Below are 24,518 nucleotides of genomic sequence, written 5' to 3'. Positions count from 1 at the left end.
TATCTGATCAACCAAGTTCTGATGTGTTCAATTAAACAAAGCTAAAGAATAACTGTTATCCACTCAATATTTAATGAAAATAAAATACCATGGATGCCAAGCCCTTGTCAAGCTTTATTTTAAGAGCACATCATGCCTGACAAATGATTTCTCACGTCAGAACGGATTGGATTCCCGGGCATACCGTTTGGCCTCAGCAAGTTCCTGCTCTGTAAGCATGGAATCTCTCAATCTGCTGACACCTTTGCCAATATACGCATTAAGGAATCGAAAAACAGGTGACTTCTCTTCCAGTTCCGTCTTCATATATCGCAGACAGCCTTTACATTCCTGGTTATGCACCACATGTCCCCGTCCGTCAATACCATGCCACCAGGCCATGATTCTGAGGCCCAGTACCAGTGGTTCCCGAATCAGCCTAAACCACCAGTGCCGCTCATAGCACCATTCGGCAAGCCTCGCTGCACAGTTTTTGCAGATAATACGCCTGGGTGCAGACTTCATAAGCAATTCCCCCTTTTGCAAACCGGCAAATAAAGTAGACTAATCCTCAGGCGGAGTCGACCCCATCTGAAGATTAGTCAGCCTTGTTTTAAGGACTAATTGGCTATTTCAAATTTCACGAAGTATCTTGTGCCGGTTTCTCCACCTGCTATCATGCTTCGCTACTAAACTGGAAATTCCTGTTGGCACATAATTTTTTTGGAAGAATGGTCATTATTTCCTGGCATTGGGATTAAACTCATTGGTATAAATCTGCTCCGGCTTGATACCGGCTTTGATTTCCCCGAAATCAGTCAGCAAGCCAATCCAGACCGTTACAGTTTCGTTAAGTATTAACGCGTCTTTGGCATAATAACCGGGTTTGATGGTCTTAGGGTCGACATTAGCCCGTTTGGCCGTAATTTCTATAGCCTTTTCCGGGTTGGCGTTCGCCCAGTTATTGGTCTTAGCCACAGCGGCTACAAAGCGTCTGACGACATCCGGCTTTTCCTTAATAAACTTTTCGGAAAAATACGCCGGCGTGGCGCCGCCAATTGTTTCCCAGACGTCATAATCACTGAACAGTACGGTAAACTCGCCCCGCTCTTTAATGAAATCCGGGGTTTTATGCAGCATGGCCAGATCTATTTCCCCCTGCCGCAAAGCTTGATCCAGTTGTGATTCCGGCATAACTATGATCTCAACTTTGCTTTTGGGATCTTCTATTCCATTTTTCTTCATAAACGCATAAGGTGTATATTCGTTGCAGCCGCCGATAAGCGGGATGCCGATTTTCTTGCCTACCATATCCTTGGCGCTTTTTAGCGGGCTGTTTTTAGTAACCACCCCGATCATATGCGGTATAGTCTGAGTAGTTTCGGTGTTGGCTGCTACCGCCTTGATCCTGGCGCCGGCGGAAATTCCGGCGATGGTCCTGTTGATATGGGCGCCGCCCACATCAAGTTTACCGGCCACGACCGAAGCAACCAGCTGCGTGGAGGGAACCACGCCGGCGTACTCAATCTTTATACCCTGCTCGGAAAAATACCCAAGTTCTTCGCCGACATAGTAAATGGATGGACTGGTTGGTGCGCTTGGCGTGGCTACCCTGATGATATCGGGCTGTTTGGCTGCATTGTCGGTATTGGCTGTTGCCGGTTGATTTTTTGAACACCCCGACACGAATAGCAGATATAACATAACTGTAACAAAAACCACAAACCGCGTATTGTCCCGTTTTATTCTCAACTACATCACTTCCTTATAATAAAGTAGACTTAGCTTCAGGTTCAGGAATCATCCTCCCAGAAAAAGAACAAGCCAAAGACACCCATAATGTCTCTGGCTTGTTAGCAGTCAACTCTATGTTCGCAAAGAAATTAGTTTAAGTTAAACCTGATCCCCGTTTAACTGGCCAGCATTTCCACAAAAGCCTTAACCCGGGTGAGTACCTGGCCGCTGGGCGCCCCGGTCTGGAAGGACCCTTCCAGATTGATACTCGGGATGCCTTTTTCATGAAAGTACTTACGCCACATTTCCCGGTCAACACTGGCGAAAGAGCAGCCGATATAGCCATACAGGACAATGCCCCGGGCGTTAAGTTTATTCACTTCGTGTTCGAGGACATTACGCGCGTATACGCCCGCGCCCGCGCCGGCATTGTCATACACCCAGCGGGCCAGCGACTCCACCGGCGGCACATCTTCCCGGTACAGCTTAAAGGGCACGCTGCGCAGTCCTAAGAGCGCCCCGCCGGCCTGGTCAATGGCCTCATAAATGCCGAATTCCTGTCCGGTGCCGCCTGCCCATACCAGCGGAATCACATTCTTTAAATCGTTTTCATCGACCGGTTTATTCTCCAGTTCCTCAATCAGTAAATCAATAGCCGCTTCGTATTCTTCCGGCTTACCAAAATAATTATTTAAGCCGATATTCAGCATCAAAATAGTCGCCAGGCTGCGCACATAGAATGGATGCTTCCGTCTTAATTCCAGCACAGTCCGCAGTTTGTTCAGTAGACGGTTCTTCCGCTGAATTTCGACCCGCAGCTTATCTTCATCGATTTTGCGGCTGCCGGTCAGCCACTCGATCACATCATAAATCTGCTCAATAAAAAATTTAATCAGCTCTTCCAGCCGTTTGCCCTCCACGTTGGGTCCGCGATACACCACATCATTGTTGTATACATCATACCCTTCCCGTTTCATGATCTCCCAAGCCAGGTTGTAGGGTTCGCAGGCCGAACTGTTGCCCAGAATACGGTTGATAGTCGTAGTATTGCGGCGCAAATGCCATTGACCCACAGTACATTTCACCATAGAGCAGGTCTCCACCGGAAACTGATAATAATCCTCGGCAATCAGCATAACCTCTTTATCGCTTAACCGGCCCATCTCGCTGAAGGCCACTGGAATGGTATCGCAGGCATAGATGACCGGAACTTCCCAGCCATATGCCTGGCTCCAGATTGCCTTCTTTCTGCCTTCCCGGTAGGCTTTTTCGGCATCAGACACATAGGACTCGGACATATCCAACAGCTTGTTGACAGCTGGCGAATAGCTATGCACCCTTTTGCAATGTTCTACATAATCCCGCTGGCTCTGAATATCTTCAATATCCATAATACTCCTCCTTGCTTACACAAAATGTAATGATATTAGTTTCTTTTTACTGTATCATGCCGGTTTTGCACTTTCTCGCTCCGCATCAGCCACTACGCCCCCTCTTTCGCCCAGGACTTCAATAAAGGCTTCCAGGCGGGTTTTGAGCTGGCCCTGATCACTCGCCGAATAATCCACCGGCACTTCCAGTACAGGTATGCCCAGTTTTTGATAATGCCGGAAAAACTCATGCTTGATCTGTCCGTAGCACGGGCAAAACTTGAGATATACGTACAGTATGCCGTCCACCTTATACTCCTGGGCCAAGTCGCCCGATATGGCAACCCGTTCCTGCAGCGGTTTCATCCGCGTGCACGGCGACTGGTCCAAATACCCTTCGGCCAGCGCCTGGTATGGGTCGCCTTCTTCACTGATCTGGAAACTGGCATTGCGCGAACCAGTGCAGTGATCTTCGATTACCACCCGCGCCCCTACGGCGTCTTCGATTAACTCCAGCAGCCGCCGGTCACCATCGGCCACAATGCCTCCCGCCATCATCAGCCGGATGGGTTTGGACCCTTCCGCCGGCACTGCTGCTAATTTTTCATAGATTTCTTTGTACAATATCAACAGCTCTGCCGGCGGCAGATAGTAGTAGGCTTTAATTAAATCCAGAAAATCCTTACCCTTGAGCGGCGGATTATCCCGCTTGCGTAAATCCGAAATTTGTTTGAGCACGCCGCGCACCTGGTTGTACAGTTTGATCTGTTCCCTTACGGCCTCTTCACTGACGGCATTGCCTGACAGTTTTTCCAGATCTTCTTTAAAGTTTAGGATTTCTGTCCGGTAGTAGCCCCGGGAAGAGTCCTTATGCCGCAGTCGGGGGAGGATGTAAATGTCGGTGGGGGCAAAGAAGTCGCCAATGGCTTCGCCTACTTTTTTTATGCAGTCGCAAGTATAGAAGGTATATACTTTATCCAGCGCTTTATATAGAGGGTCTCCTTCCTTGAAGGCTCCCAGTATGCTCTTGGTAAAATCGCAGAATACACTTTGCGTGATTTGCTCGCCACTGGCCACCACTTCGGTGTTGCCCATTTTAAACAGTCTCACCTGGTTCACACCGGCGGCATTAATCAACTCCAGCGGTGTATAGGTGCACAAATACCCGACTTTCTTTTTGCCGTCGGCGCCGGTTATGATGGTTTCCTGCTGTTTGGCGATCCGGTTTTCCAGTTCTGTCAAATCCAGCGAGAAACCGCTGCCGGCTGCCAGTGTACCGCGAGCCCCGGCGGCCTGATAGTTCTGGGCATGGATAGCAGCCCCCAGCGCGCCGGCGTAAATAGCATCCAGTTTGAATTCGCTGATCGGATGTTCCAGCAGGTCTTCAATAGCTTTTTTCATGCCAATGTTGTTGGAAACGCCGCCCGAGAAAGCCAGCCCGGGCTCCAGGCCGATCCGACTCAGGAGATTGCGGACCCGGCGGGCGGTGGCCAGATGAATGCCGGCCGCTATGTCTTCCTGTGTTGCGCCTTTAGCCCTGAGAGAGATAACTTCGGATTCGGCGAACACCACGCACTGGCTGCTAATTTCTGATGGTTTGGTCGCTTTAAGCGCTACCGGTCCGAGTTCACTCAAGTCCAAATCCAGAAGCTGAGCCACTTTTTCCAGGAAACGTCCAGTGCCGGCGGCGCATTTGTCGTTCATGACAAATTCCACTACCCGGCCGGTTTCCGGATCTACCTTTATGCCTTTGGAATCCTGGCCGCCGATATCAATAATGGTTTTAATACTGGCGTCCAGATAGTGCGCTCCCATTGCGTGGCAGGAGATTTCAGTCACAATCTGGTGGGGTATTTCGGCAAACTCCATAGCCACCCGGCCGTAACCGGTGCCAACAATATAACTGATATCCGAGCGTTTCAGGCCGGATAGTTCCAGCAGTTCCGCCAATAATTCATCTGAGGTTTCCTGCATGTTGATGCCGGTAGGGGTCTGCGCCGTGTACAGTTCGCCACCGGCCAAAAGTACCGCCTTGCCGGTCCGTGAACCAATATCAATGCCTACTACTGTGGTGCCGGTAAGTTCCGGTATCAGCTTCAAATCAATTACTTCCGCTATTTTCATATGTTTCACTCCTTTGTAATAAAAAAACTGTACTAGGCCAGCATTTCCACGAAGGCCCTGATTCTTGTCAATATTTGTCCTGTCGGGGGCCCCACCTGAAAAGTGCCTTCAATATTTATACTGGGAAAGCCCTTTTTATGGAAATAGTCCCGCCACATCTCCCGGGCTACACTGCCGTAGGAGCAGCCAAGATAACCATACAATACCAGCCCTCTGGCCTTGACTTTCTTTAGTTCCTGTTCAATAACTTTCTGCACATAGATGGAAGCACCGGCTTCCTGATTGCCCAGTACATGGCGGGCCAACGCCTCGACAGGCGGCAACGTTTCGTCATAGTTGTTAAACGGGTAACCCCTAAACCCCAGTAAAGCGCCGCCGGCCTGATCAATAGCTTCATAAATGCCGAATTCCTGGCCGGGGCTGCCGACCCACACCAGGGGAATCACCTTATCCAGGTCCCCTTTTTCGCTGGACGACGTCTCGAGTTCTGTGATCAAATCATCCAATATCGCTTCATATTCCGCCGGTTTGCCAAAATAGGTATTCAAGCCGGTGAGCAAATAAATGGAAGGCAGGCTGCGCATATAGTAAGGATTTTTTACTCTGAGCTCTAAAATCTTTCTGACTTTGGCAATCAGTCGGTTTTTCCGTTGAATTTCAACTCTCAGCTTATCTTCATCAATATCTTTGCTGCCTGTCAGCCACTCTGCCGTTTCATGAATTTGCTCTATTAGAAACCGGACCAGCTGCTCCAGCCGCTCTCCTTTTACGCCGGGCGCCCGGTACACCACGTCGATGGCATGAACGTCATACCCTTCCCGCCGCATCAACTCCCAGGCAAGATTGTACGGCTCGCATGCCACACTGGCGCCAATAATCCGTTTGATCCCGCTGCCACGGCGTTTATGCCACTGGCCGACAGTACATTTAACCATAGAGCATGTTTCCTGGGGGAACTGATAATAGTCCTCGGCGATTGTCACTGATTCCAGATCGCTTAACCGCCCCATTTCGCTGTACGCTACCGGAATAATGCCGGACGCATACGTAAGGGGTATTTCCCAGCCGGTCGCCCTGGACCAAACGGCGTTAATCCTGCCTTCAGCGTAGGCTTTCTCTGCATCCTGCACATAGGATGCAGACAAGTCCAGAAGTCTGCCGATGGCAGGTGAGTAATGGTGCACTTCATTTTTGCTGTAAATCAGATAATCCCGCGGACTCTGAATATCTTCAATGTCCATAATATAGCCTCGCTTTCCCGTGTCTTTCGTTAATGCCTACTTGGTGGACTGCTAAATTTTAGCGCTGGGGTTGAATTCATTGGTAAAAATCTGCTCGGGTTTTACATCACTTTTGATTTCGCCGAATTCCTTTAGCAAATCAATCCATACGGTTGCCGTCTCCGGCTGGATAATCCCCTTGGGGGCAAAATAGCCGTTGCGCAGCAATTTGGGATCTATATTGGCTCTTTTGACGGTAATGTCAATGGCCTGCTGCTGATTGGCATCCGCCCAGTCATTGGCTTTGGCCACCGCTTTAACAAAACGTCTGACGACATCGGGTTTTTCCTTAATGAATTTTTCCGAAAAATAGAAGGGAGTTCCACCGCCGACCGTGCCGAAAACGTCATAGTCGGTAAACAGGATTTTTAGGCCGCCGCGGGCAGTCAGGAAACCGGGGTTTTTATGGAACCCGGCCACATCGATATCGCCCTGTCTGAGCGCCTGTTCCAGATTGCCTTCCGGCATAATAATCACTTCAATCTTGCCTTTGGGTGCTGTTATGCCGTTTTTCTTCAAATAAGCGTAAGGCGTATATTCGTTGCAGCCGCCGATTGTGGGTATGCCAACCTTTTTCCCGACCAAATCCTGAGCGTTTTTGATCGGGCTGTTATCCAGCGTTACGTAGACCATATGCGGTATCTCCTGGGTGGTTTCTGTTCCGGCTACTACCGCTTTTATTTTGGCGCCGGCGGAAATACCGGCAATGGTTCTGTTAATATGCGCGGCGCCGACATCGATTTTTCCCGCCACCACGGAAGCAACCAGCTGTGGTGACGGTACCGTCCCGACATATTCAAGCTTAATTCCTTCTTCAGCAAAATATCCCAGTTCTTCGGCAATCATATAAATATCCGGGCGTGTCACATCCCCTGGTGTCGGCACTCTGATTATATCCGGCTGTTTAGCTGCACTCTCTTTTACCGTCTGGGCAGTTTCCGGCTTCTTGGCGCACCCGAACAGCACCAGTGACAAGACTGCCATTATGACTGCGGCGAAAGCCAGGGACTGCAGGCCGCGTTTACTCTGATTGTTCATAAAATCGCCTCCGTGTTAAAGTGTTTTGAAAATTCCTGCGATAAGTAGACTTAGCTTCAGGTAGGAGTTTTAGCCCCAGCCAAAGGTTAGTCTCGGATATTTTTAGCAAGACCTACAGAGGCTAAGAGCCTTGCGCCTTAGCTTTCAGTTTGACAGCAGACCGGCTATTGCTTGAATCCCGTATGGTTTTTGTCCGTTTTAACTTGCTGAAGCTGACAGCCCCTCTTTCTCCACCCTGGCGGCGGTTAAGGCTTTCTGGGCGATGACCGCCCCGCCCAGCGCTCCGGCATAGATGGTGTCCAGTTTGACTTCACTGATAGCGTGACCCAGTACTTCTTCCACCGCCTTTTTCATGCCGGCATTATTGGACACACCGCCGGTAAATACCAAATCCGGTTCAAGACCGATCCGGTTAAACAGATTGCGAATGCGGCGGGCGGTGGCAATATGAATGCCGGCGGCAATATCAGCCCGTTTTTCGCCTTTGGCCTTCAGTGAAATGACTTCCGACTCGGCGAATACCACACACTGACTGCTGATATCGGAAGGCTTGGTAGCTTTAAGCGCTTCGCGCCCCAGATCCTCGGTCGTCAAATCTAAAAGCTGCGCTACCTTTTCTAAAAAGCGGCCGGTACCGGCGGCGCATTTGTCATTCATGATAAATTCCACGACCTTGCCGTTTTTGGGGTCTACCCGGATAGCCTTGGAATCCTGGCCGCCAATATCCACAATCGACCGCACATTGGCATTGAGCACATGGGCCCCCATGGCATGGCACGAGATTTCCGTAACGATCTTGTGGGGGATCTCGCCGAAGTTCAGGGAAATCCGCCCGTAGCCGGTACCGACAATGTATTGGATATCCGACTGCTTAAAGCCGGTTTGTTTGAGCAGTATGCCAAACAGCTTGTCGGCGGTCTGCTGGGTAAATACAGCTGTTGGCGTAATAGCAGTGTAGAGTTTGCCGTCGGCCAGCAACACCGCCTTACCGGTGCGGGAACCGATATCAATACCGATAACCACGTCGTTTGTTATGGTTGAAACCAATTTCTTATCAATTACCTCAGCAATTTTGTGTGTTACACTCATTACACTCACTCCTTATCATTATCCGCTTACGATAGTTATACCGTTAGTCCACTTATCTGCTGTGACTTTTGCTTTCACTCCTTTGCGTTAGTACATATCAACCCTATAAAACTACACATTTTCTACCGGACCTTTCCAGCGGGTAAGGTAGTTTTCCAGTTTGACAATCAGGTAGTTTACCGACATCCCCAGCATAACTAAGATAAGAATGCCGGCATACATTTTTTCTATCTCATATTTGTGCCGGGCATCAAAGATTAAAAAACCCAGACCGGCATGTGCTCCCAGCATTTCCGCCGCCACCAGGATAATAATCGACCGGGTGGCGCTTATCCTGAGGCCGGTAATAATGGCCGGCACGGCGGCAGGTAAAATGACCTGGGCAAATAAGGACAGCCGCGATATTGCCATGGAGCGGGCCGCCTTGACTAAGAGCGGATCAACCGTCTTAACGCCTTCGATGGTATTAATCAGTATAGGCCAGACCGATCCCCAAAATATGATCCCGATTTTGGACAGTTCTCCCAGGCCAAATACCAGGATAAAAACCGGATACAAGGCCAGCGTCGCCGTATTCCGGCAAAGCTGCACAAGCGGATCGGCTATCCTCTCCACCCGTTTAAACCAGCCCATGAAAATTCCCAGCGGGATGGCAACGGCCACTGCCAGCAGGAAGCCAAGCAGCGTGTGGTGAAAACTGGCACCTGCATGCTTAAGCAATTCGCCGGACAGCGTAAGCTCCGCCAAACTCAGAACAACCTCGCTGAAGGCCGGCAGGCTGCGGGTATCAACATAGCCAAAAGCCGGCATAACCTGCCATAATAGCAGCACAATCCCAATTACAATTGTCTTCTTGAAGAATTTCCAACTCCTATCCTGAAGTCCAAGCACCATACAATCACCACCTTTTCATTTTTAATTTTCAATCGCCAACAATCTTTTCTTTCCAGCCTGTCAGGCGTTTTTCCAGTCCGACCAGCAGGTAGTTTACAGCAACTCCCAGGAGCGACATGGTAATAATCCCCGCATACATTTCGGGAACTGCATAACGCTCTTCAAAGTAGAAAATCATGAAGCCCAAGCCGGCATTAGCGCCAATCATCTCGGCAGCGACCAGTACCAGGATGGAACTGGCGGCGCTCAGCCTGACACCGGTCAGTATCGACGGCAAAGCCGACGGTGCGATTACCTTGTACAGCAAGGTAAGTTTGGAAACTCCCATGGAGCGCGCCGCCTTTATCAGCAGCGGGTCGGTATTCTTTACGCCGGAAACGGTATTCAGCAAGGCCGGCCAAATAGTTCCCCAGATAATGATGGCCATTTTCGAAACTTCGCCCAGACCAAAGAATAAGAGAAAAACCGGATAGAGCGCCAGGACGGAAGAATTCCGGCAGGCCTGCACCAAAGGATCCACCACTTCTTCCAGTTTGCTGTACCACCCCATAAAAATCCCCAGGGGAATGGCAATGCTTATACCGATGACAAAACCGGTAAAGGAGCGTGAGATACTGATGGAAAAATGCTTGAATATCTCACCGGTAGTTATCAGATTTACCAGGCTGCGAATTACTTCACTGAAGGGTGGCAGGAGAAATGAATCAATCAATTCCAGCCGGGGGAACGCCTCCCAAATCAAGATCACTAAGGCTATGGCCAAGGTCTTATCCACTGCTGTCCGCAAAAGCTCAAAGGGTATTTTATAGCGCAATCCCGGATTGGCTGTAACCGGCGATTTTTTTTGATTGGCTTTGCGGAAATTATTCATTACGTGTTCTATCACGCTAAGATCACCTCTTTTAAACATCTGGATAAATGCGGCTGCGCAGCACGAACTTTTGGGCAATTGTCCGAATCAGGCCAAAAAATCCTCTGAAAAATAAAAAGCTGGAGACGTGTAAATCTTCGTCTCCAGCTCATTGGCTGGTCAACTCATCTATAAGAATTTAATATTTTTGTTCTCCAGCTTATAATTCACCAGACAGATTACTCTTTGCAGTCGCAGGAACGCCGGCAGGAACCGGATTGAACTGCAGGTTGGCAATTGGCAGCCACCCTGCCGGCGGAATGATGACGGATCAGCTTTCCTCTTTTGCCATAGGCGGCCAGCGCTTTGTCTATCAGGCCGGTTACCTGCAGAGCATAAATGCCTCTTGCCCTTAGCTCCAGCTCAGCCTGGCGGCCAATTCTGGCTACCAGCACGGCTTCGACATCGTAGAGCAGCTCAACCGCATTACCGGTGGCATGCACAGACAAAGTTCGCACTGCCGGCGGCGTTTCCCGCCGCTCAAGAAATGTGTAGGCCCCGCTTTCCGCCGCCTCATAAATCCAAAACTCTTTAGTCCTGCCAAAATGCTCATTAATGGTTATTCCGTCTGTACTGGCAACCGCTACTTTGGGCATGGTCCTTTTCACCTCGCTAATAATATTGGGATGAGCCGTAAACTAGAAATGTTTACGTAAAAATAAAAAAGGCAAACTTTTTCTAACAAGAAAAAATTTGCCTCTGGTTTCCGGCCAGTCAACAATCAGGCGATATTTTGCTGTAGTTTTTTTTATTATAGACTGCTCATCAAATTCTGTCAATCCAATTTATTGACTGCAATATAAGTTTTAGGCCGGATTCGGCTGACACTCTGTTGATTAATGCCCTATATCGAATATTTTGCCTGGATTTAGTATATAGTTAGGATCAAAAGCCTTTTTGACGGCTTGCATAAGCGCAAACTCCACCGGGTTGATTATGCCGCTTAAAACTTCTTTGCGCTTCAAGCCAATGCCATGCTCGCCTGACAGGCGGCCGCCCAGACTGTAAGTAGCCGCATACAGTTTCTCCCGGAATTTGGCGACTGCAGCCGGCCATTCATCACTTGCCACTTCGCCGGGAATAATCCGGATGTGCATATTGCCATCGCCGGCATGCCCGGCAATGCGAAACTGAAAGCGAAATTGCCTGGTAAGAGTGTCTAGCCGGGTAATAAATTCGCTAATTTGATCCACCGGCACAACAATATCCTCCGATACCCCGACAGGATGATCGACCTCAATGGCTTTGCCCCAGGCCCTGCGGGCCGGCCAAATTTTATCACTCGCTATGTCATACACACTGCGACTGCCAAAAGCCTTGCACAGCGCCAGCAATGCAGCCCGTTTCCGGTCTAAATCCTCTTCTGTATAGGCTTCCAGCTGTATAATCAGGCAATCGCCGGTATGTTGGCCGGCAAATATTTTTTCCTGCTGATACCGCTCCAAAGCAAGCATGGTTTGTTTGTCAACCAGTTCAATTGAAATGGGGTCAAGCGCCGGATCAGCCAGTAATTGATTGACTATGGCAATGGCTGACTCCAAGTTCGGGAATACAGCCAGAAAATTGGGTAGCAACGGCGCCAGCTTTTGCAATTTTATGGTTGCCCGGGTTATGATCCCCAAAGTTCCCTCCGACCCGGCAATTAACTTGATTAAACCATAGCCTGTCGAGTTCTTCTTTAGGCGCCCGCCTAACGTAACGATTTCGCCTTGCGGCGTTACAACTTCCAGTTCATAGACCTGATCGCCGGTAACACCGTATTTTATGGCCCGGTTGCCGCCGGCATTGGTAGCTATATTGCCGGCAATAACGCAGTCATCACTGCTGCAGGGGTCGCCGGCATACATGAGTCCGTACCGGTTGGCCGCTTGCTGGATATCCAGCGTCCGCACCGCCGGTTCTACAATCATATATTTGGCAGCAGCATCGATATGCACGATCCGGTTCATCCGGCAGAGATCCATAACAATCCCGCCGTACAGCGGCACGGCGGCGCCGGCCAGGCCGCTGCCGCCGCCCCGCGGCGTCACGGAAAAATGCTGCTTGTTGGCATTTTTTATAATCCGGGACACTTCCCCGGCGCTCGCAGGATAAACGACAGCCTCGGGATAATGCCGGCTCTCTTTGCGCGTGCCGGCATCAAAGGCATATTGTTCGGGTACGGCCTCGCCGCTCAGTACATTGTCCGGGCCGGCGATTCTTTTCAACTCAGCAATTATGGTATCGGTAATGTTGCTATAGGTAGGCATTGCCTCCCCCCCTTACGCTTTGTTATGAAGCAACGCAATATTTTGCAAACGCTGTAAGGCAGCTGCCAGCGTCTCTTCTTTTTTGCAAAAAGCAAACCGCAGCCAAATCTGCTTGCTGCCAGGCGGCGTATGGTAAAAACCGGATAAGGGAACAGCGGCCACGCCTACTGTTTCGATAAGCTGTTTGGCAAAAGCCACATCATCATCCCAACCAAAACGGCTGAAATCAGCCAGCAGAAAATACCCGCCCTGCGGTACGCTGCAGGGAATGTTCAGTTTTTCCAAACCGTCAAGCAAAAGGTCCCGTCTGGATTGATAGTCCTGGCGCAACGCCTGATAGTAGCCGGCGGGAAACTGGACAGCCTCGAGCAAGGCATGCTGCAGGGGAGCCGCCGCACTTATGGTCAAATAATTATGCGTAATTCGGATACCGCGGGTAAGCTGAGCCGGAGCGGCTATATACCCCTGCCGCCAGCCTGTCACACTGTAGGTTTTTGAAAATCCGTTGACAATGATGGTTCTTTCCCGCATGCCTGGTATGGTCCACAGCCTGGGCAAGACAACTCCGTCAAACAGAATCTCATCATAAATTTCATCGGTAATGGCCAGCAAACCGTACTTCTGGCAAAAATCGGCGACAGTGGCCAGTTCCTCCTGGTCAAAAATCCTGCCGGTCGGATTATGGGGCGTATTAATAATAATAGCTTTCGTCCTGGGCGACCGGGCGGCCTCTAGCAAATGGCGTTCAAGCCGAAAGCCGGGCTGGCTTAATTCCACATATACCGGCTTGCCGCCGCTCAGTACAACATCAGGTCCATAGATGGTAAAGGCCGGCTCCGGAATAATGACCTCATCACCGGGGTTAATAACGGCAAGGAGGGAAGCGGCCACTCCTTCCGTAGCCCCGCAGCAGACGGTAATTTCCGTTTCCGCATCGAAGCTGCCGCCCGCCTGCGCCAGCCTGCCGGCAATTCCTTGGCGCAACCCCTCTATCCCCTGGGAAAGCGCGTACTGATTCAAATCACTGTTGACAGCCCTGCCGGCGGCCGCTTTTAGTTCCTGGGGCGCGGCAAAATCAGGTGTTCCTCCCCCCAGGTTAATGGCGCCGCGGCGTTCCGCCAGAGCGGCAATTTCCCTGAATACCGGCAGTTTCAGCTTTAATACCCGGTCGGACAAATAAACTTCCTTGCAATTGCTGTCTGTCATTTCAATTCACCGGTATAATAAGGATTTAATTCATTGGTATACAAATCAGCAACCTTGATTGTCCCCGGCTGGGCAAAGCCATTTTTCTCCATAAGCGTAACCCAGAAGCTAATTTTCTTTTCGTCAATGTAGTTATCGGGCGGATACACATTGCCGGCCATATCCTTGACATCAACCTTTAGCTCTTCGGCGGCGATCTTCAACGCCTCGTCATAATGATCATTAATCCAGTGTTGGGCTTTGATGTCGGCGGCTACATAAGCTTTAACCACATCCGGATACTCTTTAATAAAATCTTCACTAAAGGCCCGGATCGCCAAACCGCTGGCCGGACCGTTGCCAGCCGCTTCCCCGATTTTATAACTGGTGGTTACTACCTTAAATCCGCCATGATTCCGGGCGGCTTTCTGATAAATGTTATGTAATGCGGCAACATCAACTAAGCCTTGTTTAAGTGCCTGCTCCTGCTGCTTATCCGGCATGGTCACCAGGGTTACCTGATCTTTCGCTATGCCATTTTGCCGCAAATATTCAAGGGTTAACAGTTCGGCGCACCCGCCTAAGTTATTCACGGCGATCTTCTTGCCCTTAAGATCCTGGGGAGAGTTAATTTTGCCGTCATCTTTGGCCATCCAGGTGATGTGGACTTTATCCGGGTCAGAATCATCCCACATACTATGGGTGACAATTTTTATTTTGGCGCCCGAATCCCGGGCATTGGCAATGGTGATGGGGTGGCCGGAATTAAATAAATGATTGTCGCCTTTAATAACCGATTGGGCCATAAGACCGCCGGGAACCACACCGGTATAGTCAATAACAATACCCACTTCTTTAAAGAACCCTTTGCGGTCGGCGATAATGATTTCATTGAAATCCTGCAGGGTGGGCGCTTTTAAATGAAATTCCTTGGTTAATTTACCATTGATAAATTTCGGTTTATCGTCTTCGGCCGGCTTACTGGCGCTTTGACTGCCGCAGCCTGCCAGCGTCACGATACCCGCCAGCAATAGCAGTGAACTTAGCAGTGCAGAAAACCTGTGCCATAGTAATTTTGGTCTCATACAAATCTCCTTTATTTATGTTATTTATAAGTGTCAAGTACGCGGTCATATATATCTTCGACTACCCGGAGACCGCCGTTGTAACCGGCATAACCGCAGTTAAGCACCAGCCGGTGAGCCATGGGTACACTGGCAATTAGCAGGTCGGCAGCAATCTGCCTGGCTAAGTCTTTTTCCCAGCTGCTGCCCACAATCAAGGCCCGGCTTCTTTTGTGTATGTCATTTCTGATCTTCTCCTGAATTGCACCGCCATCGTTGATAAACTCTACCTGTGCAGAGCGGAGTTCAGAAATATTTTCAAACTGCCACCTGATTGACTCCTGAAATTCCGGCGGCGTATCATCAATAATAAACTGCCGGCCTGGAATAATGCCAAGCTCGTTTAAGAGGTATTTGGCGAAACCAATAGCATAGGAGGCATCTAACAAGGTATAAAACCGGCGGGGCAGGCCATATCTGAATTCCAGCATAAAGTCAGCCGTTCTCTCGATATGCATATAAAACCGTTCTTCTTCGGACCGGATAAATTCGCCCGCAATTTTATGATCCAATTTGCCAAAATCAGTAACTAGCCATAAAAATCTGGAAGTTTCCAGACCACCGATCGGTAAGTAAGGAAAATGAAGATAGGGCGTGCCATATTTGTCCTTCAGGTGCCTGGCTATTCCCAAACCCGTCCAGGCGCTTATCACTATATTGAATTCGGCCTGAGGAATTGCCTGCCATTCCTGCATCCCCCGCGAGGCTGAGCCAAACAGAATATTAACAGTTAAGCCTATCCCTTCCAGTATCCGTTTAAGTTCTTCCAAATTACCCTGCCAAAACGGGTCCTGGTAAGGCAAGGAGGCAAATACGTTGACCAAATGCCTGATTGGCCGCGTGCCTGTTTTGAATTTGTCGGTATACTGATCAATAATGGCATTGACCACAGTTTCGTGGCTGACATAATTATTGCTTTTAAAACCGCCTGTTTCGGCGTAGACAACCGGTTTATTCTCCGCCTGAAACTGAGCTGTTACCTGCGCGACATCATCGCCGATAATGTCAGAGGTGCAGCCGGTAAGAACTACATACAAATCGGCGTCAATAACTTTGAAGGCGCCCTCAATAATACCGGCCAGTTTCCCCTCGCCGCCGAAAACAATTTCGGCTTCGCTGGCGTTGGTGCAGGGTACGGTATTGCCGCCCGCATACCCTTCGCCCTGCCCCAGCAGCCGATTGACTTTGTCTCCGCAGCCGGGACCGGAATGCAGGATGGGCACGGCTCTTTTGATGCCGGTCACTGACTGCAGCGCGCCTAATGCGCAGGCATAACGGGGCTGTTCTATAAACCTACTCATCTGTGTCACCTCTGAGAAACGCGAATGGGTTTTGCTCCAGCCACCATTTGGTGTACGGCATTGTGCTGTGTTTCGCCAGGTTAGTGACAAACTCCCTGTTATCCAGCGTCTCTAAAATGCGTTCTGCATAGTTAAGCAATCCCTGGTACCCGAAACCAAACTGCTCATCGCCGATTAAGAGAGTCGGAATCCCCAGTTTGGCTCCCCACAGTGTCATGCCGCCATGCCGGGCAATCATAATGTCCGGTTTTATCCTGTTTAAAATATTTACAAGTTCAAAGGCCTGTTTGCTGCAAACATTATAATTGGCGATATCGCCATAGGTATTGACGCTATGGGCCAAAGCATCCGAGGTTGTATCGCCATTGTCATAAATAGGATCATGGTGAAATATGGCCGCTCCCTGGACGGTTAGCCCCAATTCCCGCAATACGGCGATAAGGGCGTGGCCGTGGGCGGCTCCTGCGGTTAAATAGGCCGTTTTGCCCTTCAGTTTTTCGCGGTATTTGGCAAGCTGCGGCTTAATACGTTCATGCTCCTCGGCTATGATGGCTTCCACCGCTTGTTCGCGCTCTAAGACACGGCCCAGTTCTCTCAGCCAGTTATCGGTACCGGACAGTCCATAGGCAGGCGGAGCTTTTATTTCCGGTACACCATATACTTGTTCCAGGGCAGCGCCAATATAAGTTCCCAATGTCGGGCAAATTTGAATAGTGGCCGCCGCTTCCGATAGCTTTTCCAATTGCGCGATTGTGCTGAAAGGAATAATATAGTTTGCTTCATAACCCAGCCGGCCCAATAACTCATCAAAAATATGGCTGCCCCAGAAGTTTACAATATTAACCTTATTGGATTTCTTCACCGGCGGCTTTACAATCTTCCTGACGATAGAATGGTAGGCCGAATCAAAACCTGTCGTCCAGATTTTGGACTTAAACCCCTCACAAAAGCAGGCAACCACCGGAATCCCCAATTCCTCTGTCAAATCGTTGGCTACCCCTTCCACATCGTCGCCAATAATCCCCGAAGCGCAGGAGGTGGTTATAAAGATAGCATTAGGCCGTACCCGTTCATATACGGCCCGGACAGTCTCAGCCAGCTTCTGGGCCGCGCCAAAGATAGTGTCCTGTTCTTCCAGGTTGGTGCTAAAATAACGGCCAATTACCGGCGGCAGTTTTCTCTCCATCTGCCCAACCCGGTACACAAAGTTAAAGGTAAAGAAATCACCCGCGCAGCCAACAGGCGCATGATTGATAACGACAGCATCCTGAATCATGGAAAGCTGACAAAACGCGTTAATTGAACTGCAGCCCATACACTGGCTGAAACTGCGGGCAGTGTCCTGCAATTGGCCGCTGCGCGCGCAGCGAACCAGTTCACCGGCAGTCCCTTCAAAGCCGGTAATGGAACCAAGTCGGGTTTCCCTTACAGGTACCTCGGCCGCTTCTATATTGACAAAATTCATGACTGTCCTCCTGTCACCCCATAAGTAGTTTCATCCCTAATCCGGTGGATAATGACAAGCTCCCGCCATTATCCTGCCGTCTTAAGGTTCACAGCTGCTAGAACGCAGGCACAACAGCAACGCCATACTTATCTTGGATGAATTTCTTGACATCAGCCGATGTTAAAACTTCGGTCAGTTTTTTGATTTCCGGGCGATTTTCTTCACCCTTGCGCACAAACAGATCATTGGCGTAAGGCGAGTTGGCATCTTCCCGGAAAAGGGCGCTTTTCGGATCAATCTTGGCTTCCAGAACAAAATTGGTATTAATGATGGCACCGTCGACATCAGGTAAGGACCTGGCCAGTTGCGCCGCTTCCACTTCAACAAATTTCAGTTTTTTCGGGTTTTCGGCAATATCCCGGGGAGTAGCCGAGAAATTAGCAATACCATCCTTCAACTTGATGAGTCCATTGGCCTGTAATAAAGCCAGCGCCCGGAATTCATTGGACGGATTGTTGGGAATAGCAATGGTGGCCCCCTCTTTAAGCTCCTCTTTGGACTTTAGCTTTTGTGAGTAAAAGCCAATTGGTTCAACATGCACTTTGGCGGCTACCGCAAAATTATAGCCCTTTTCCTTGGCTACCGATTCATAGTAAGGCACATGCTGGAAATAGTTGGCGTCAATTTGTTTGTTCGCAAGCGCCGGATTTAACTGGCCTTCATCATCCAGCACGACCACTTCCAGATTGATGCCGTCCTGCTTGAGTTTGGGCTTTATAAAGTTCAGTATTTCGGCATGCGGCACAACGGCTGCGCCGACTTTAACTGTAACCTCCTGCTTACCGGACGGTTGCGCAGGTGCAGCGCTTTTTTCACTGCCTGATGAGCAGCCGGCAAACAAGCTTGCCAGCAAAAAAACACCAATAATAGCCAGCGCGGATTTAACAATGCTCTTTTTCAACATAGACATCGTCCTTTCGTTTTTTAATCAAACTTATATCTTTTTCTATTAATATAATTAGCCAGCGAGTCACCTCCCCACTGCACCCCTTGCACCAGCAGAACCAGAATAACAACGGTAGCCAGCATGATATCATCCCGGAACCGCATATAGCCAAACCGTATTGCCAGACTTCCCAGGCCACCGGCCCCAATGGCGCCTGCCACCGCAGTAAACCCGGTTATGGTGATAACAGCCAGGGTAACGCCCCGGACCAGCGCCGGCAGTGCTTCAGGAATCAAAACTTTGGTAATGATGGTAAAGGGATGGGCCCCGATTGCCATGGCGGCTTCAATTTTGCCAAAACTGACTTCCTTCAGGCAGTTTTCAATAATTCGGGCTAAAAACGGCGCAGAACCAATAGCCAGCGGCACGATCGCCGCAGTTGCCCCTAACGTTGTACCAACAATGAACCTGGCCAGAGGCAGTAAAACAACAATTAATATAATAGAAGGAAAAGACCGGACAATATTAATTACGGTGCTTAATACCCTGTTAATTTTTGGCGCTTCCAGCACATGGCCCTTATCGGTGATTACCAGAATAATGCCGAGCGGCATCCCCAGAATCAAAGCGATGCAAGTGGACAGCGCAACCATATACAGGGTTTCTCCTAAGCCTGTCGCTAAAAGCTCTATTAAGTCTTCACTCAAATCCCTTCCCCCTCACGGTAAATTCTCTGCGCCTGAAAACCTTGCAAAATGCGGATAAACCGCTGGGCCGTATCGCTTTCCGGGTTGAGGAAAAACTTCTCTACAGACCCGCTTTCAACAATCTCCCCCTGTTCAATAACCGCCATATTTTTGCAAATATGTTTGAGGACATCGAGTTCATGGGTAATTAATACAATAGTCACTCCCAGTTTTTCATTGATATCTTTTAATAGTTCCAGGATCGAAAAAGTCGTTTGCGGATCGAGAGCCGATGTCGCTTCATCACTCAAAAGGACATCAGGATCATTGGACAGCGCCCGGGCGATGCCGACCCGCTGTTTCTGCCCCCCGCTCAATTGCAGCGGATAAGCCCTGGCCTTGTCGGTTAAACCAACCAAATCCAAAATCTTCTGTACTTTTTCATTAATAATTTGCGGGGAATGACCGGCAACTTCCAGCGGGAAAGCTACGTTTTCAAATACCGTCTTGGCGTCAAATAAGTTGAACTGCTGAAAAATCATGCCGATCTTGCGTCTGGCCAGCCGCAATTCTTTCTTGTCCAATGCGGTAATTTCCTGTCCGGCCACAGTAACGCTGCCGGTATCCGGTTCCTCCAGGCGGTTGAGGCAGCGGATCAGGGTGGATTTGCCTGCTCCGCTAAAGCCGATGATGCCAAAAATGTCGCCTTTGTTAATCTTGAGATTTATCTTGTTCAGCGCCGGTATTACGGCATGGGGAGTTACATACGTCTTACTCAGATCTTTTACTGTGATCATAGCTTCCTGCCTCGCTTTATTGCTTAAATTACAGTAAGGAAAACACAACTGGCACCGGGCCCTGGGCGAACGCAAGTGCCGCTGTAGCCCTTATCCAGGCGAAAGTTATACTTTCTATCAGGATAAAAAAGCTTGGCTTCACACGCATACCCATCCGTGCAAAACCAAGTCTCCAGTATGTCTGGTCAACTTTAGACAAGTATTCTGTTAAGCTCCGACAACAAATAAAAAAAGGCTGTACTCCCTATTAAGGGAACACAGCCTCTGATTGCATAGATCAGTCAGCAATGTCGGATTCAATAAATTAATTGCATTATACATTGCCGCATTATAATTGTCAATATTCTATATCTGTATTTTCAAGCTTTAGTCTTTTCCCTTTATGTGACCAACTGCATTTTGCAGATAGTTTGCGTGATACCTATCCAGGTACTGATGTCGACGCTGCTGCTCACCTTAGGAAAGATTCTAAACAGTTTTACAGTTCTTTATTTGCGGATAGCTGCCGGCGCAGACAGCAGTTCAGGAAGGATTGACAGCCACGGCAATTCTGGTAATGCCGGCTTGCCGGAGGATGTCCATTAATTCAATCACGCGTCCATGTTCCACACTGCGGTCGGCCTGGATAATAACAGATAATGGCAGTCCCTTGCGGCTCTCTGAGGTACGCGCCGCAGCGTCCGCCGGCGAGGCGACCGGTTCCTGATTATAAAAATATCCATTGTCCTTGGTCAGGGTGATGGTATGCACCTGCTGCCTGTCGGCCTTAACGCCGCCGGCCTGCGGCAAATTGACCGGCAAACTGTTCTGGCTGGTCATCGCCAGCGTTGCAATCATAAAAAAAACCAACAGAAAAAACATGGTGTCAATCATGGGTATGATTTCTATCCGGGCCTTTTTAGGCGTATTTCTTGCTATCTTCATGTTTCTCTCCTGAGCAGCTGCGTGTCCAGCGCCACTTCCAGCCGGGTTGCATAGTATTCGATGACTTCGGTTTCCTTCTCAACGCGTGCGGTAAAATAGTTATAGGGAATCAGCGTGCTTACAGCAACCGTAATGCCGGCCGCAGTGGCTATCAGAGCTTCCGCCACCCCGCCGGTAATGGCATGCGGCTGTGCCAGTGAACCCAGGGTCATAACCTGAAACGAACTGATCATGCCAATAATAGTCCCCAATAGTCCTAAAAGCGGCGATAAGGTAATAATGGTATCGAGCACCGGCAACCCGCGTTTCATAAGCGTTATTTCGGCAATGGCCGCCGCTTCCATAGCTTTGACTGGGCTACCGGCCTGCTCAATGCCTACACCTAATATGTTAAGCAGTGGCGCGGCTGCTGCTTTGCTCAGCCGGGCGGCTTCACCCGGCTGCCCGTTTTTCACCAGACCGACAATTTGTTCCGCCAGACCGTTCACGGCGGTTTTCCTGAAAAAATACAGCCGCTCAATGATAACGGTAAGTGAAACCAGTGAGCAAATCAGGAGCGGCACCATTGCCCAGCCGCCTTTGATTAAAAATTGCAGCATAAATTGTTCCGACCTCCTCATCTATTTGGTATAATCATTTGCCGCCAATCGGCTTACTCCCAATCGGCTAGGCGGAATCTCACCCGTACGTCATGATAACTTTCCACCGGCGCGGAACCGTAGCGGGCCGGAGAAAATCGCCACTTCCTCACACCCCGTGCCGCCGCTTCATCCAGCAAGGAATAACCGCTGCTTACTAGCACCGTTGTCTCAGCAGCCGACCCGTCTGCACCGACAAGCACCCGGATTACAACCGTACCCTCCTGTCCCGCCCTGCGGGCCTGCTGCGGATAATCCGGACGCGGCCCCGACTGGAATGCAGGCTGTGACCGCTCTTTTGAATTGCCTGCCGATAATTCATTCCTGGCAACATTTTTATCAGCCGACACCCCGCCTGTGGCAGTTTCGTGAACGGCTACAGGCGGGGCGCCTGGCTCGCTTACTCCGGATTGCCGGTTAGTTTCCGGGGAGGATAAGGCTGCTGACTGTTTAACTGGCTTTTCAGTCCTTTTCTGCCATTCTGCAGCAGCCGCCGGTGGCTGGGCGGTGTGAAGCCCGGCAACCATCGGCAAGGCTCTAGCGGCAGTTGGCTGTTCACCCGGCTCAGCCACGTTGGCCGGGAGTATTTCCACTTCGACCGGAGCAATAATCGCAGGCGATGTGTATATACTCCAACCGAACGAAAAAATACCAATCACCAGAGCATGCATTGCCAATGACAATCCCGCTGCCTTGCTGTATGGATGTTTCACCATGGTATTAAACTCCTTACGAGGTGTTTTTGCTAATAATTATAGGTGGTCTTTAACCAAATGGTTCGTCTCGGTTCGTTCACCCGGAAAGACTGGGCGATACCCAGCACCGGAATTGATACCCCGGAGCGGCTGATAAATTCGGCGTAATTTTTATCAAAAAGGTTATCTACCCCGGCTGCTACCGTAAGCTGTTTGTTGGCCTTATAAGCCACACTGGCTGAAAGGATGCCAAAGCCACTGCTTTTTCCCAGGTCGTAGCCGGTTTCAGTACCGCTGTTCAAGTCATAGCGGGTTTGCGCCTGAACACCGCGCCACAATAAACCTGCTTCCACCTTTTCACGCCGGTATTTCAGTCCCAGTGTCCCCTCTAGCGGCGGCATCTGAGCCAGCGGCTTGTGATTGGAATCATTATTGCCGCGAACATAAGCCAGTGTGGCAGTTACCGTCCAGTTTTCATTCAGAGTGTAAGCCGCGTCGATTTCACCGCCGTACAGGGAGGCGTCAATATTCTCCGCTGTCTTGGCCGTTGAACTGTTGGCATTCTTGAACTGGATAAAGTCATTAATGTCGGCATAGAAAAGTGAAAGACCGGTCTTCAATTTATCGGAATTATAAATCCAGCCGATATCTAGCTGTGTATTTTTCTCCGGTTTTAAAAAGAGCTTGATTCTGCGTTCCCAATAGTCAGCCGGACGCTGTGCATGTCCTATGCCGATATAGGAGGTAACCGGCGCATTGGCGTAATCGTGTTCATACCGCAGGAATGCACCGTAAGTCCGCTCATGGGCTTTTGCCCCTGAACTTTCATTCCTTACATCCAGACTGTCGGTTCTGATGCCGGACAACAAACGGCTGTTGGTATCCAACTGCTGTTTAAACTCGCCAAATAGGCCATAATTGGTAAAGGTCAGGTCTGAGGACCATTTTGAATAACCGATTCCCATATTGTTTCGTCCGGAATGTTCGTTTTTCTGATAATCCAGTCCCACTGTCGCCGTAGTGGACTTGCCCAAAACCAGATCAGCCGCCAGCCGCCCGCCATTGGTTGTCCGGTCCACTTCCATAGCCATGGCCATCATGCCGGCAGGCCGCAGTGAATAGTTATCCATCACATGATCAACATAGGAATGATACAACTTGAATTCCAGATTGCTAATTACCGGCGACAGATTTTTCTTGTTGAATTTAAAACTGTAATCATTGCGGTCGAATTTCGGGCCGTCCATGCTCCTGCCGGCATAGGCCGCTTCGGCATCACTGGTACCGGCGGTAAATTCATACAGGGTATCGGCGTCGGGTGTCCAGCCGGCAATGCCGGTCAGGCTGTTGCGGGTATAGAGCGAATGGACCTTCGTGCCGCTGCCATCCGTATAATCGTCAGCATTCGACCTGGTTCTGATAACCCGCACATAGCCTTTGGCATCGCCGGCAGTAATGTCCATCACTTCATCGTCGCGACCGTTGCTGCCGGCCAGCACACTGCTGTTTACCCTGACTCCCGGCTTGTCAAAACGTTCGGTTTCCCGTTCAAACAAAACTGTTCCGGCCACATCACCGCCACCGTATTTCACTGTCTCCGGCCCTTTTAAAACAGTGATTTTACTGTACGTTTCCGGAAATACATACGAAGTGGTAGGGTCCATCCGACCCGGGCAAGCCCCCAACTGATACGTTCCGTCCAACAAAACATTCAGCCGAGTTCCTCCCAGCCCCCTAAAGACAGGATCACTGCCTGTCCCGCCCTGCCGCACCACGGAAAAGCCGGGAATGCTTTTTAAATAACCGCCGCCGTCAGCAGCCGGAACCGGCTGCCTGGGCGCTTTGGGATCGGTTTCCACCGTCAGCGGCGCACTGACTGCCGGCGCGGTCACAATGACCTCTTCCAGCGGCACTGCCGATTGTTCCCTGTTTTCCTGTTCCGCCCAAGCCGCCTGGGTACTGGCTGAAAGCAGCAATAAAGAGGAGACTACCAGGGTTCGTACTTTTTTCATCACAGCATCATCCTTTATAGTGTTTTCTCACCCTTAAAAACATCGCGGCAAAAAAGAAAGGCCGGGTGTCCTTAAGGACAATCCCCGCCTTCAGCC

Annotated in this window: 22 protein-coding genes; all 22 read right to left on the bottom strand. The window is 49.9% G+C overall.

Going from position 1 to position 24,518, the window contains the following annotated elements; translation table 11 throughout:
• Positions 1-156: 156 nt before the first annotated feature.
• The 22 genes from SATMO3_RS07500 to SATMO3_RS07395 all read right to left on the bottom strand — a co-directional run bounded on the left by SATMO3_RS07500 (position 157) and on the right by SATMO3_RS07395 (position 24,422).
• Positions 157-504, bottom strand: a complete 348-nt coding sequence (locus SATMO3_RS07500) for a nitroreductase (protein ID WP_371379674.1) — start codon at positions 502-504, stop codon at positions 157-159.
• A gap of 213 nt (positions 505-717) precedes the next feature.
• The gene (locus tag SATMO3_RS07495) at positions 718-1,731 is read right to left on the bottom strand and encodes an ABC transporter substrate-binding protein (protein ID WP_371379671.1); all 1,014 of its coding nucleotides are present in this window, start codon (positions 1,729-1,731) and stop codon (positions 718-720) included.
• 158 nt (positions 1,732-1,889) lie between these two features.
• Positions 1,890-3,104, bottom strand: a complete 1,215-nt coding sequence (locus tag SATMO3_RS07490; RefSeq protein WP_371379669.1) for a 2-hydroxyacyl-CoA dehydratase subunit D — start codon at positions 3,102-3,104, stop codon at positions 1,890-1,892.
• Between the two features lie 54 nt (positions 3,105-3,158).
• Positions 3,159-5,207, bottom strand: coding sequence for a 2-hydroxyacyl-CoA dehydratase (locus SATMO3_RS07485; protein WP_371379666.1), 2,049 nt, complete (start codon positions 5,205-5,207; stop codon positions 3,159-3,161).
• Between the two features lie 32 nt (positions 5,208-5,239).
• Positions 5,240-6,448 carry a 2-hydroxyacyl-CoA dehydratase subunit D gene (locus SATMO3_RS07480; RefSeq protein WP_371379663.1) on the bottom strand — a complete coding sequence of 403 codons (1,209 nt, stop codon included), beginning with the start codon at positions 6,446-6,448 and terminating at the stop codon, positions 5,240-5,242.
• Between the two features lie 51 nt (positions 6,449-6,499).
• Positions 6,500-7,525 carry an ABC transporter substrate-binding protein gene (locus SATMO3_RS07475; RefSeq protein WP_371379660.1) on the bottom strand — a complete coding sequence of 342 codons (1,026 nt, stop codon included), beginning with the start codon at positions 7,523-7,525 and terminating at the stop codon, positions 6,500-6,502.
• Between the two features lie 198 nt (positions 7,526-7,723).
• Positions 7,724-8,614 (bottom strand): acyl-CoA dehydratase activase, encoded by an 891-nt coding sequence (locus SATMO3_RS07470; RefSeq protein ID WP_371379657.1) that lies wholly within the window; start codon positions 8,612-8,614, stop codon positions 7,724-7,726.
• Positions 8,615-8,725: 111 nt separating this feature from the next.
• Positions 8,726-9,508, bottom strand: coding sequence for an ABC transporter permease (locus SATMO3_RS07465; protein WP_371379654.1), 783 nt, complete (start codon positions 9,506-9,508; stop codon positions 8,726-8,728).
• A gap of 28 nt (positions 9,509-9,536) precedes the next feature.
• Positions 9,537-10,394, bottom strand: a complete 858-nt coding sequence (locus tag SATMO3_RS07460) for an ABC transporter permease (RefSeq protein ID WP_371379650.1) — start codon at positions 10,392-10,394, stop codon at positions 9,537-9,539.
• A 203-nt stretch (positions 10,395-10,597) separates the two neighbouring features.
• A complete protein-coding gene (locus SATMO3_RS07455; protein ID WP_371379647.1) occupies positions 10,598-11,014 on the bottom strand; it encodes a NifB/NifX family molybdenum-iron cluster-binding protein in 417 nt (138 codons plus the stop codon).
• A 240-nt stretch (positions 11,015-11,254) separates the two neighbouring features.
• The gene (locus tag SATMO3_RS07450; RefSeq protein WP_371379644.1) at positions 11,255-12,667 is read right to left on the bottom strand and encodes an FAD-binding oxidoreductase; all 1,413 of its coding nucleotides are present in this window, start codon (positions 12,665-12,667) and stop codon (positions 11,255-11,257) included.
• A gap of 12 nt (positions 12,668-12,679) precedes the next feature.
• Complete coding sequence (locus SATMO3_RS07445; RefSeq protein ID WP_371379641.1) at positions 12,680-13,873, bottom strand: pyridoxal phosphate-dependent aminotransferase; 1,194 nt, start codon at positions 13,871-13,873, stop codon at positions 12,680-12,682.
• A complete protein-coding gene (locus tag SATMO3_RS07440) occupies positions 13,870-14,937 on the bottom strand; it encodes an ABC transporter substrate-binding protein (RefSeq protein WP_371379639.1) in 1,068 nt (355 codons plus the stop codon). The genes SATMO3_RS07445 and SATMO3_RS07440 overlap by 4 nt, the downstream gene beginning before the upstream one ends.
• Positions 14,938-14,957: 20 nt before the next feature.
• Positions 14,958-16,277: a nitrogenase component 1 gene (locus tag SATMO3_RS07435; RefSeq protein WP_371379637.1), complete on the bottom strand. Its 1,320-nt coding sequence runs from the start codon at positions 16,275-16,277 to the stop codon at positions 14,958-14,960.
• Positions 16,270-17,742: a nitrogenase component 1 gene (locus tag SATMO3_RS07430; RefSeq protein ID WP_371379634.1), complete on the bottom strand. Its 1,473-nt coding sequence runs from the start codon at positions 17,740-17,742 to the stop codon at positions 16,270-16,272. Before SATMO3_RS07430 ends, SATMO3_RS07435 begins: the two co-directional genes overlap by 8 nt.
• Before the next feature lie 97 nt (positions 17,743-17,839).
• Positions 17,840-18,688, bottom strand: coding sequence for a MetQ/NlpA family ABC transporter substrate-binding protein (locus SATMO3_RS07425; protein ID WP_371379630.1), 849 nt, complete (start codon positions 18,686-18,688; stop codon positions 17,840-17,842).
• A gap of 20 nt (positions 18,689-18,708) precedes the next feature.
• Complete coding sequence (locus SATMO3_RS07420) at positions 18,709-19,377, bottom strand: methionine ABC transporter permease (RefSeq protein ID WP_371379628.1); 669 nt, start codon at positions 19,375-19,377, stop codon at positions 18,709-18,711.
• Positions 19,374-20,153, bottom strand: coding sequence for a methionine ABC transporter ATP-binding protein (locus SATMO3_RS07415; RefSeq protein ID WP_371379626.1), 780 nt, complete (start codon positions 20,151-20,153; stop codon positions 19,374-19,376). The genes SATMO3_RS07420 and SATMO3_RS07415 overlap by 4 nt, the downstream gene beginning before the upstream one ends.
• A 522-nt stretch (positions 20,154-20,675) precedes the next feature.
• Positions 20,676-21,077 (bottom strand): ExbD/TolR family protein, encoded by a 402-nt coding sequence (locus SATMO3_RS07410; protein ID WP_371379624.1) that lies wholly within the window; start codon positions 21,075-21,077, stop codon positions 20,676-20,678.
• Positions 21,074-21,676, bottom strand: coding sequence for a MotA/TolQ/ExbB proton channel family protein (locus SATMO3_RS07405; RefSeq protein ID WP_371379621.1), 603 nt, complete (start codon positions 21,674-21,676; stop codon positions 21,074-21,076). The genes SATMO3_RS07410 and SATMO3_RS07405 overlap by 4 nt, the downstream gene beginning before the upstream one ends.
• A gap of 53 nt (positions 21,677-21,729) precedes the next feature.
• Entirely contained in the window at positions 21,730-22,431 is a 702-nt protein-coding gene (locus tag SATMO3_RS07400; RefSeq protein ID WP_371379618.1) for an energy transducer TonB, read from the bottom strand.
• A gap of 29 nt (positions 22,432-22,460) precedes the next feature.
• A complete protein-coding gene (locus tag SATMO3_RS07395) occupies positions 22,461-24,422 on the bottom strand; it encodes a TonB-dependent copper receptor (protein ID WP_371379615.1) in 1,962 nt (653 codons plus the stop codon).
• Positions 24,423-24,518: the final 96 nt, after the last annotated feature.

Source organism: Sporomusa aerivorans, from assembly GCF_041428895.1.
Taxonomy (GTDB): Bacteria; Bacillota; Negativicutes; order Sporomusales; family Sporomusaceae; genus Sporomusa; species Sporomusa aerivorans.
Note: the sequence above shows the minus strand (reverse complement) of the source record. Positions and strands in the feature narration are given on the sequence as shown.

Bases quoted from the DNA above. Each gene is read 5' to 3' on its own strand.
- SATMO3_RS07400 (WP_371379618.1), bottom strand. From the start codon at position 22,431: ATGGTGAAACATCCATACAGCAAGGCAGCGGGATTGTCATTGGCAATG.
- SATMO3_RS07440 (WP_371379639.1), bottom strand. From the start codon at position 14,937: ATGAGACCAAAATTACTATGGCACAGGTTTTCTGCACTGCTAAGTTCA.
- SATMO3_RS07500 (WP_371379674.1), bottom strand. From the start codon at position 504: ATGAAGTCTGCACCCAGGCGTATTATCTGCAAAAACTGTGCAGCGAGG.
- SATMO3_RS07415 (WP_371379626.1), bottom strand. From the start codon at position 20,153: ATGATCACAGTAAAAGATCTGAGTAAGACGTATGTAACTCCCCATGCC.
- SATMO3_RS07485 (WP_371379666.1), bottom strand. From the start codon at position 5,207: ATGAAAATAGCGGAAGTAATTGATTTGAAGCTGATACCGGAACTTACC.
- SATMO3_RS07475 (WP_371379660.1), bottom strand. From the start codon at position 7,525: ATGAACAATCAGAGTAAACGCGGCCTGCAGTCCCTGGCTTTCGCCGCA.
- SATMO3_RS07470 (WP_371379657.1), bottom strand. From the start codon at position 8,614: ATGAGTGTAACACACAAAATTGCTGAGGTAATTGATAAGAAATTGGTT.
- SATMO3_RS07465 (WP_371379654.1), bottom strand. From the start codon at position 9,508: ATGGTGCTTGGACTTCAGGATAGGAGTTGGAAATTCTTCAAGAAGACA.
- SATMO3_RS07450 (WP_371379644.1), bottom strand. From the start codon at position 12,667: ATGCCTACCTATAGCAACATTACCGATACCATAATTGCTGAGTTGAAA.
- SATMO3_RS07410 (WP_371379624.1), bottom strand. From the start codon at position 21,077: ATGAAGATAGCAAGAAATACGCCTAAAAAGGCCCGGATAGAAATCATA.
- SATMO3_RS07455 (WP_371379647.1), bottom strand. From the start codon at position 11,014: ATGCCCAAAGTAGCGGTTGCCAGTACAGACGGAATAACCATTAATGAG.
- SATMO3_RS07490 (WP_371379669.1), bottom strand. From the start codon at position 3,104: ATGGATATTGAAGATATTCAGAGCCAGCGGGATTATGTAGAACATTGC.
- SATMO3_RS07445 (WP_371379641.1), bottom strand. From the start codon at position 13,873: ATGACAGACAGCAATTGCAAGGAAGTTTATTTGTCCGACCGGGTATTA.
- SATMO3_RS07425 (WP_371379630.1), bottom strand. From the start codon at position 18,688: ATGTTGAAAAAGAGCATTGTTAAATCCGCGCTGGCTATTATTGGTGTT.
- SATMO3_RS07480 (WP_371379663.1), bottom strand. From the start codon at position 6,448: ATGGACATTGAAGATATTCAGAGTCCGCGGGATTATCTGATTTACAGC.
- SATMO3_RS07405 (WP_371379621.1), bottom strand. From the start codon at position 21,676: ATGCTGCAATTTTTAATCAAAGGCGGCTGGGCAATGGTGCCGCTCCTG.
- SATMO3_RS07435 (WP_371379637.1), bottom strand. From the start codon at position 16,277: ATGAGTAGGTTTATAGAACAGCCCCGTTATGCCTGCGCATTAGGCGCG.
- SATMO3_RS07395 (WP_371379615.1), bottom strand. From the start codon at position 24,422: ATGAAAAAAGTACGAACCCTGGTAGTCTCCTCTTTATTGCTGCTTTCA.
- SATMO3_RS07430 (WP_371379634.1), bottom strand. From the start codon at position 17,742: ATGAATTTTGTCAATATAGAAGCGGCCGAGGTACCTGTAAGGGAAACC.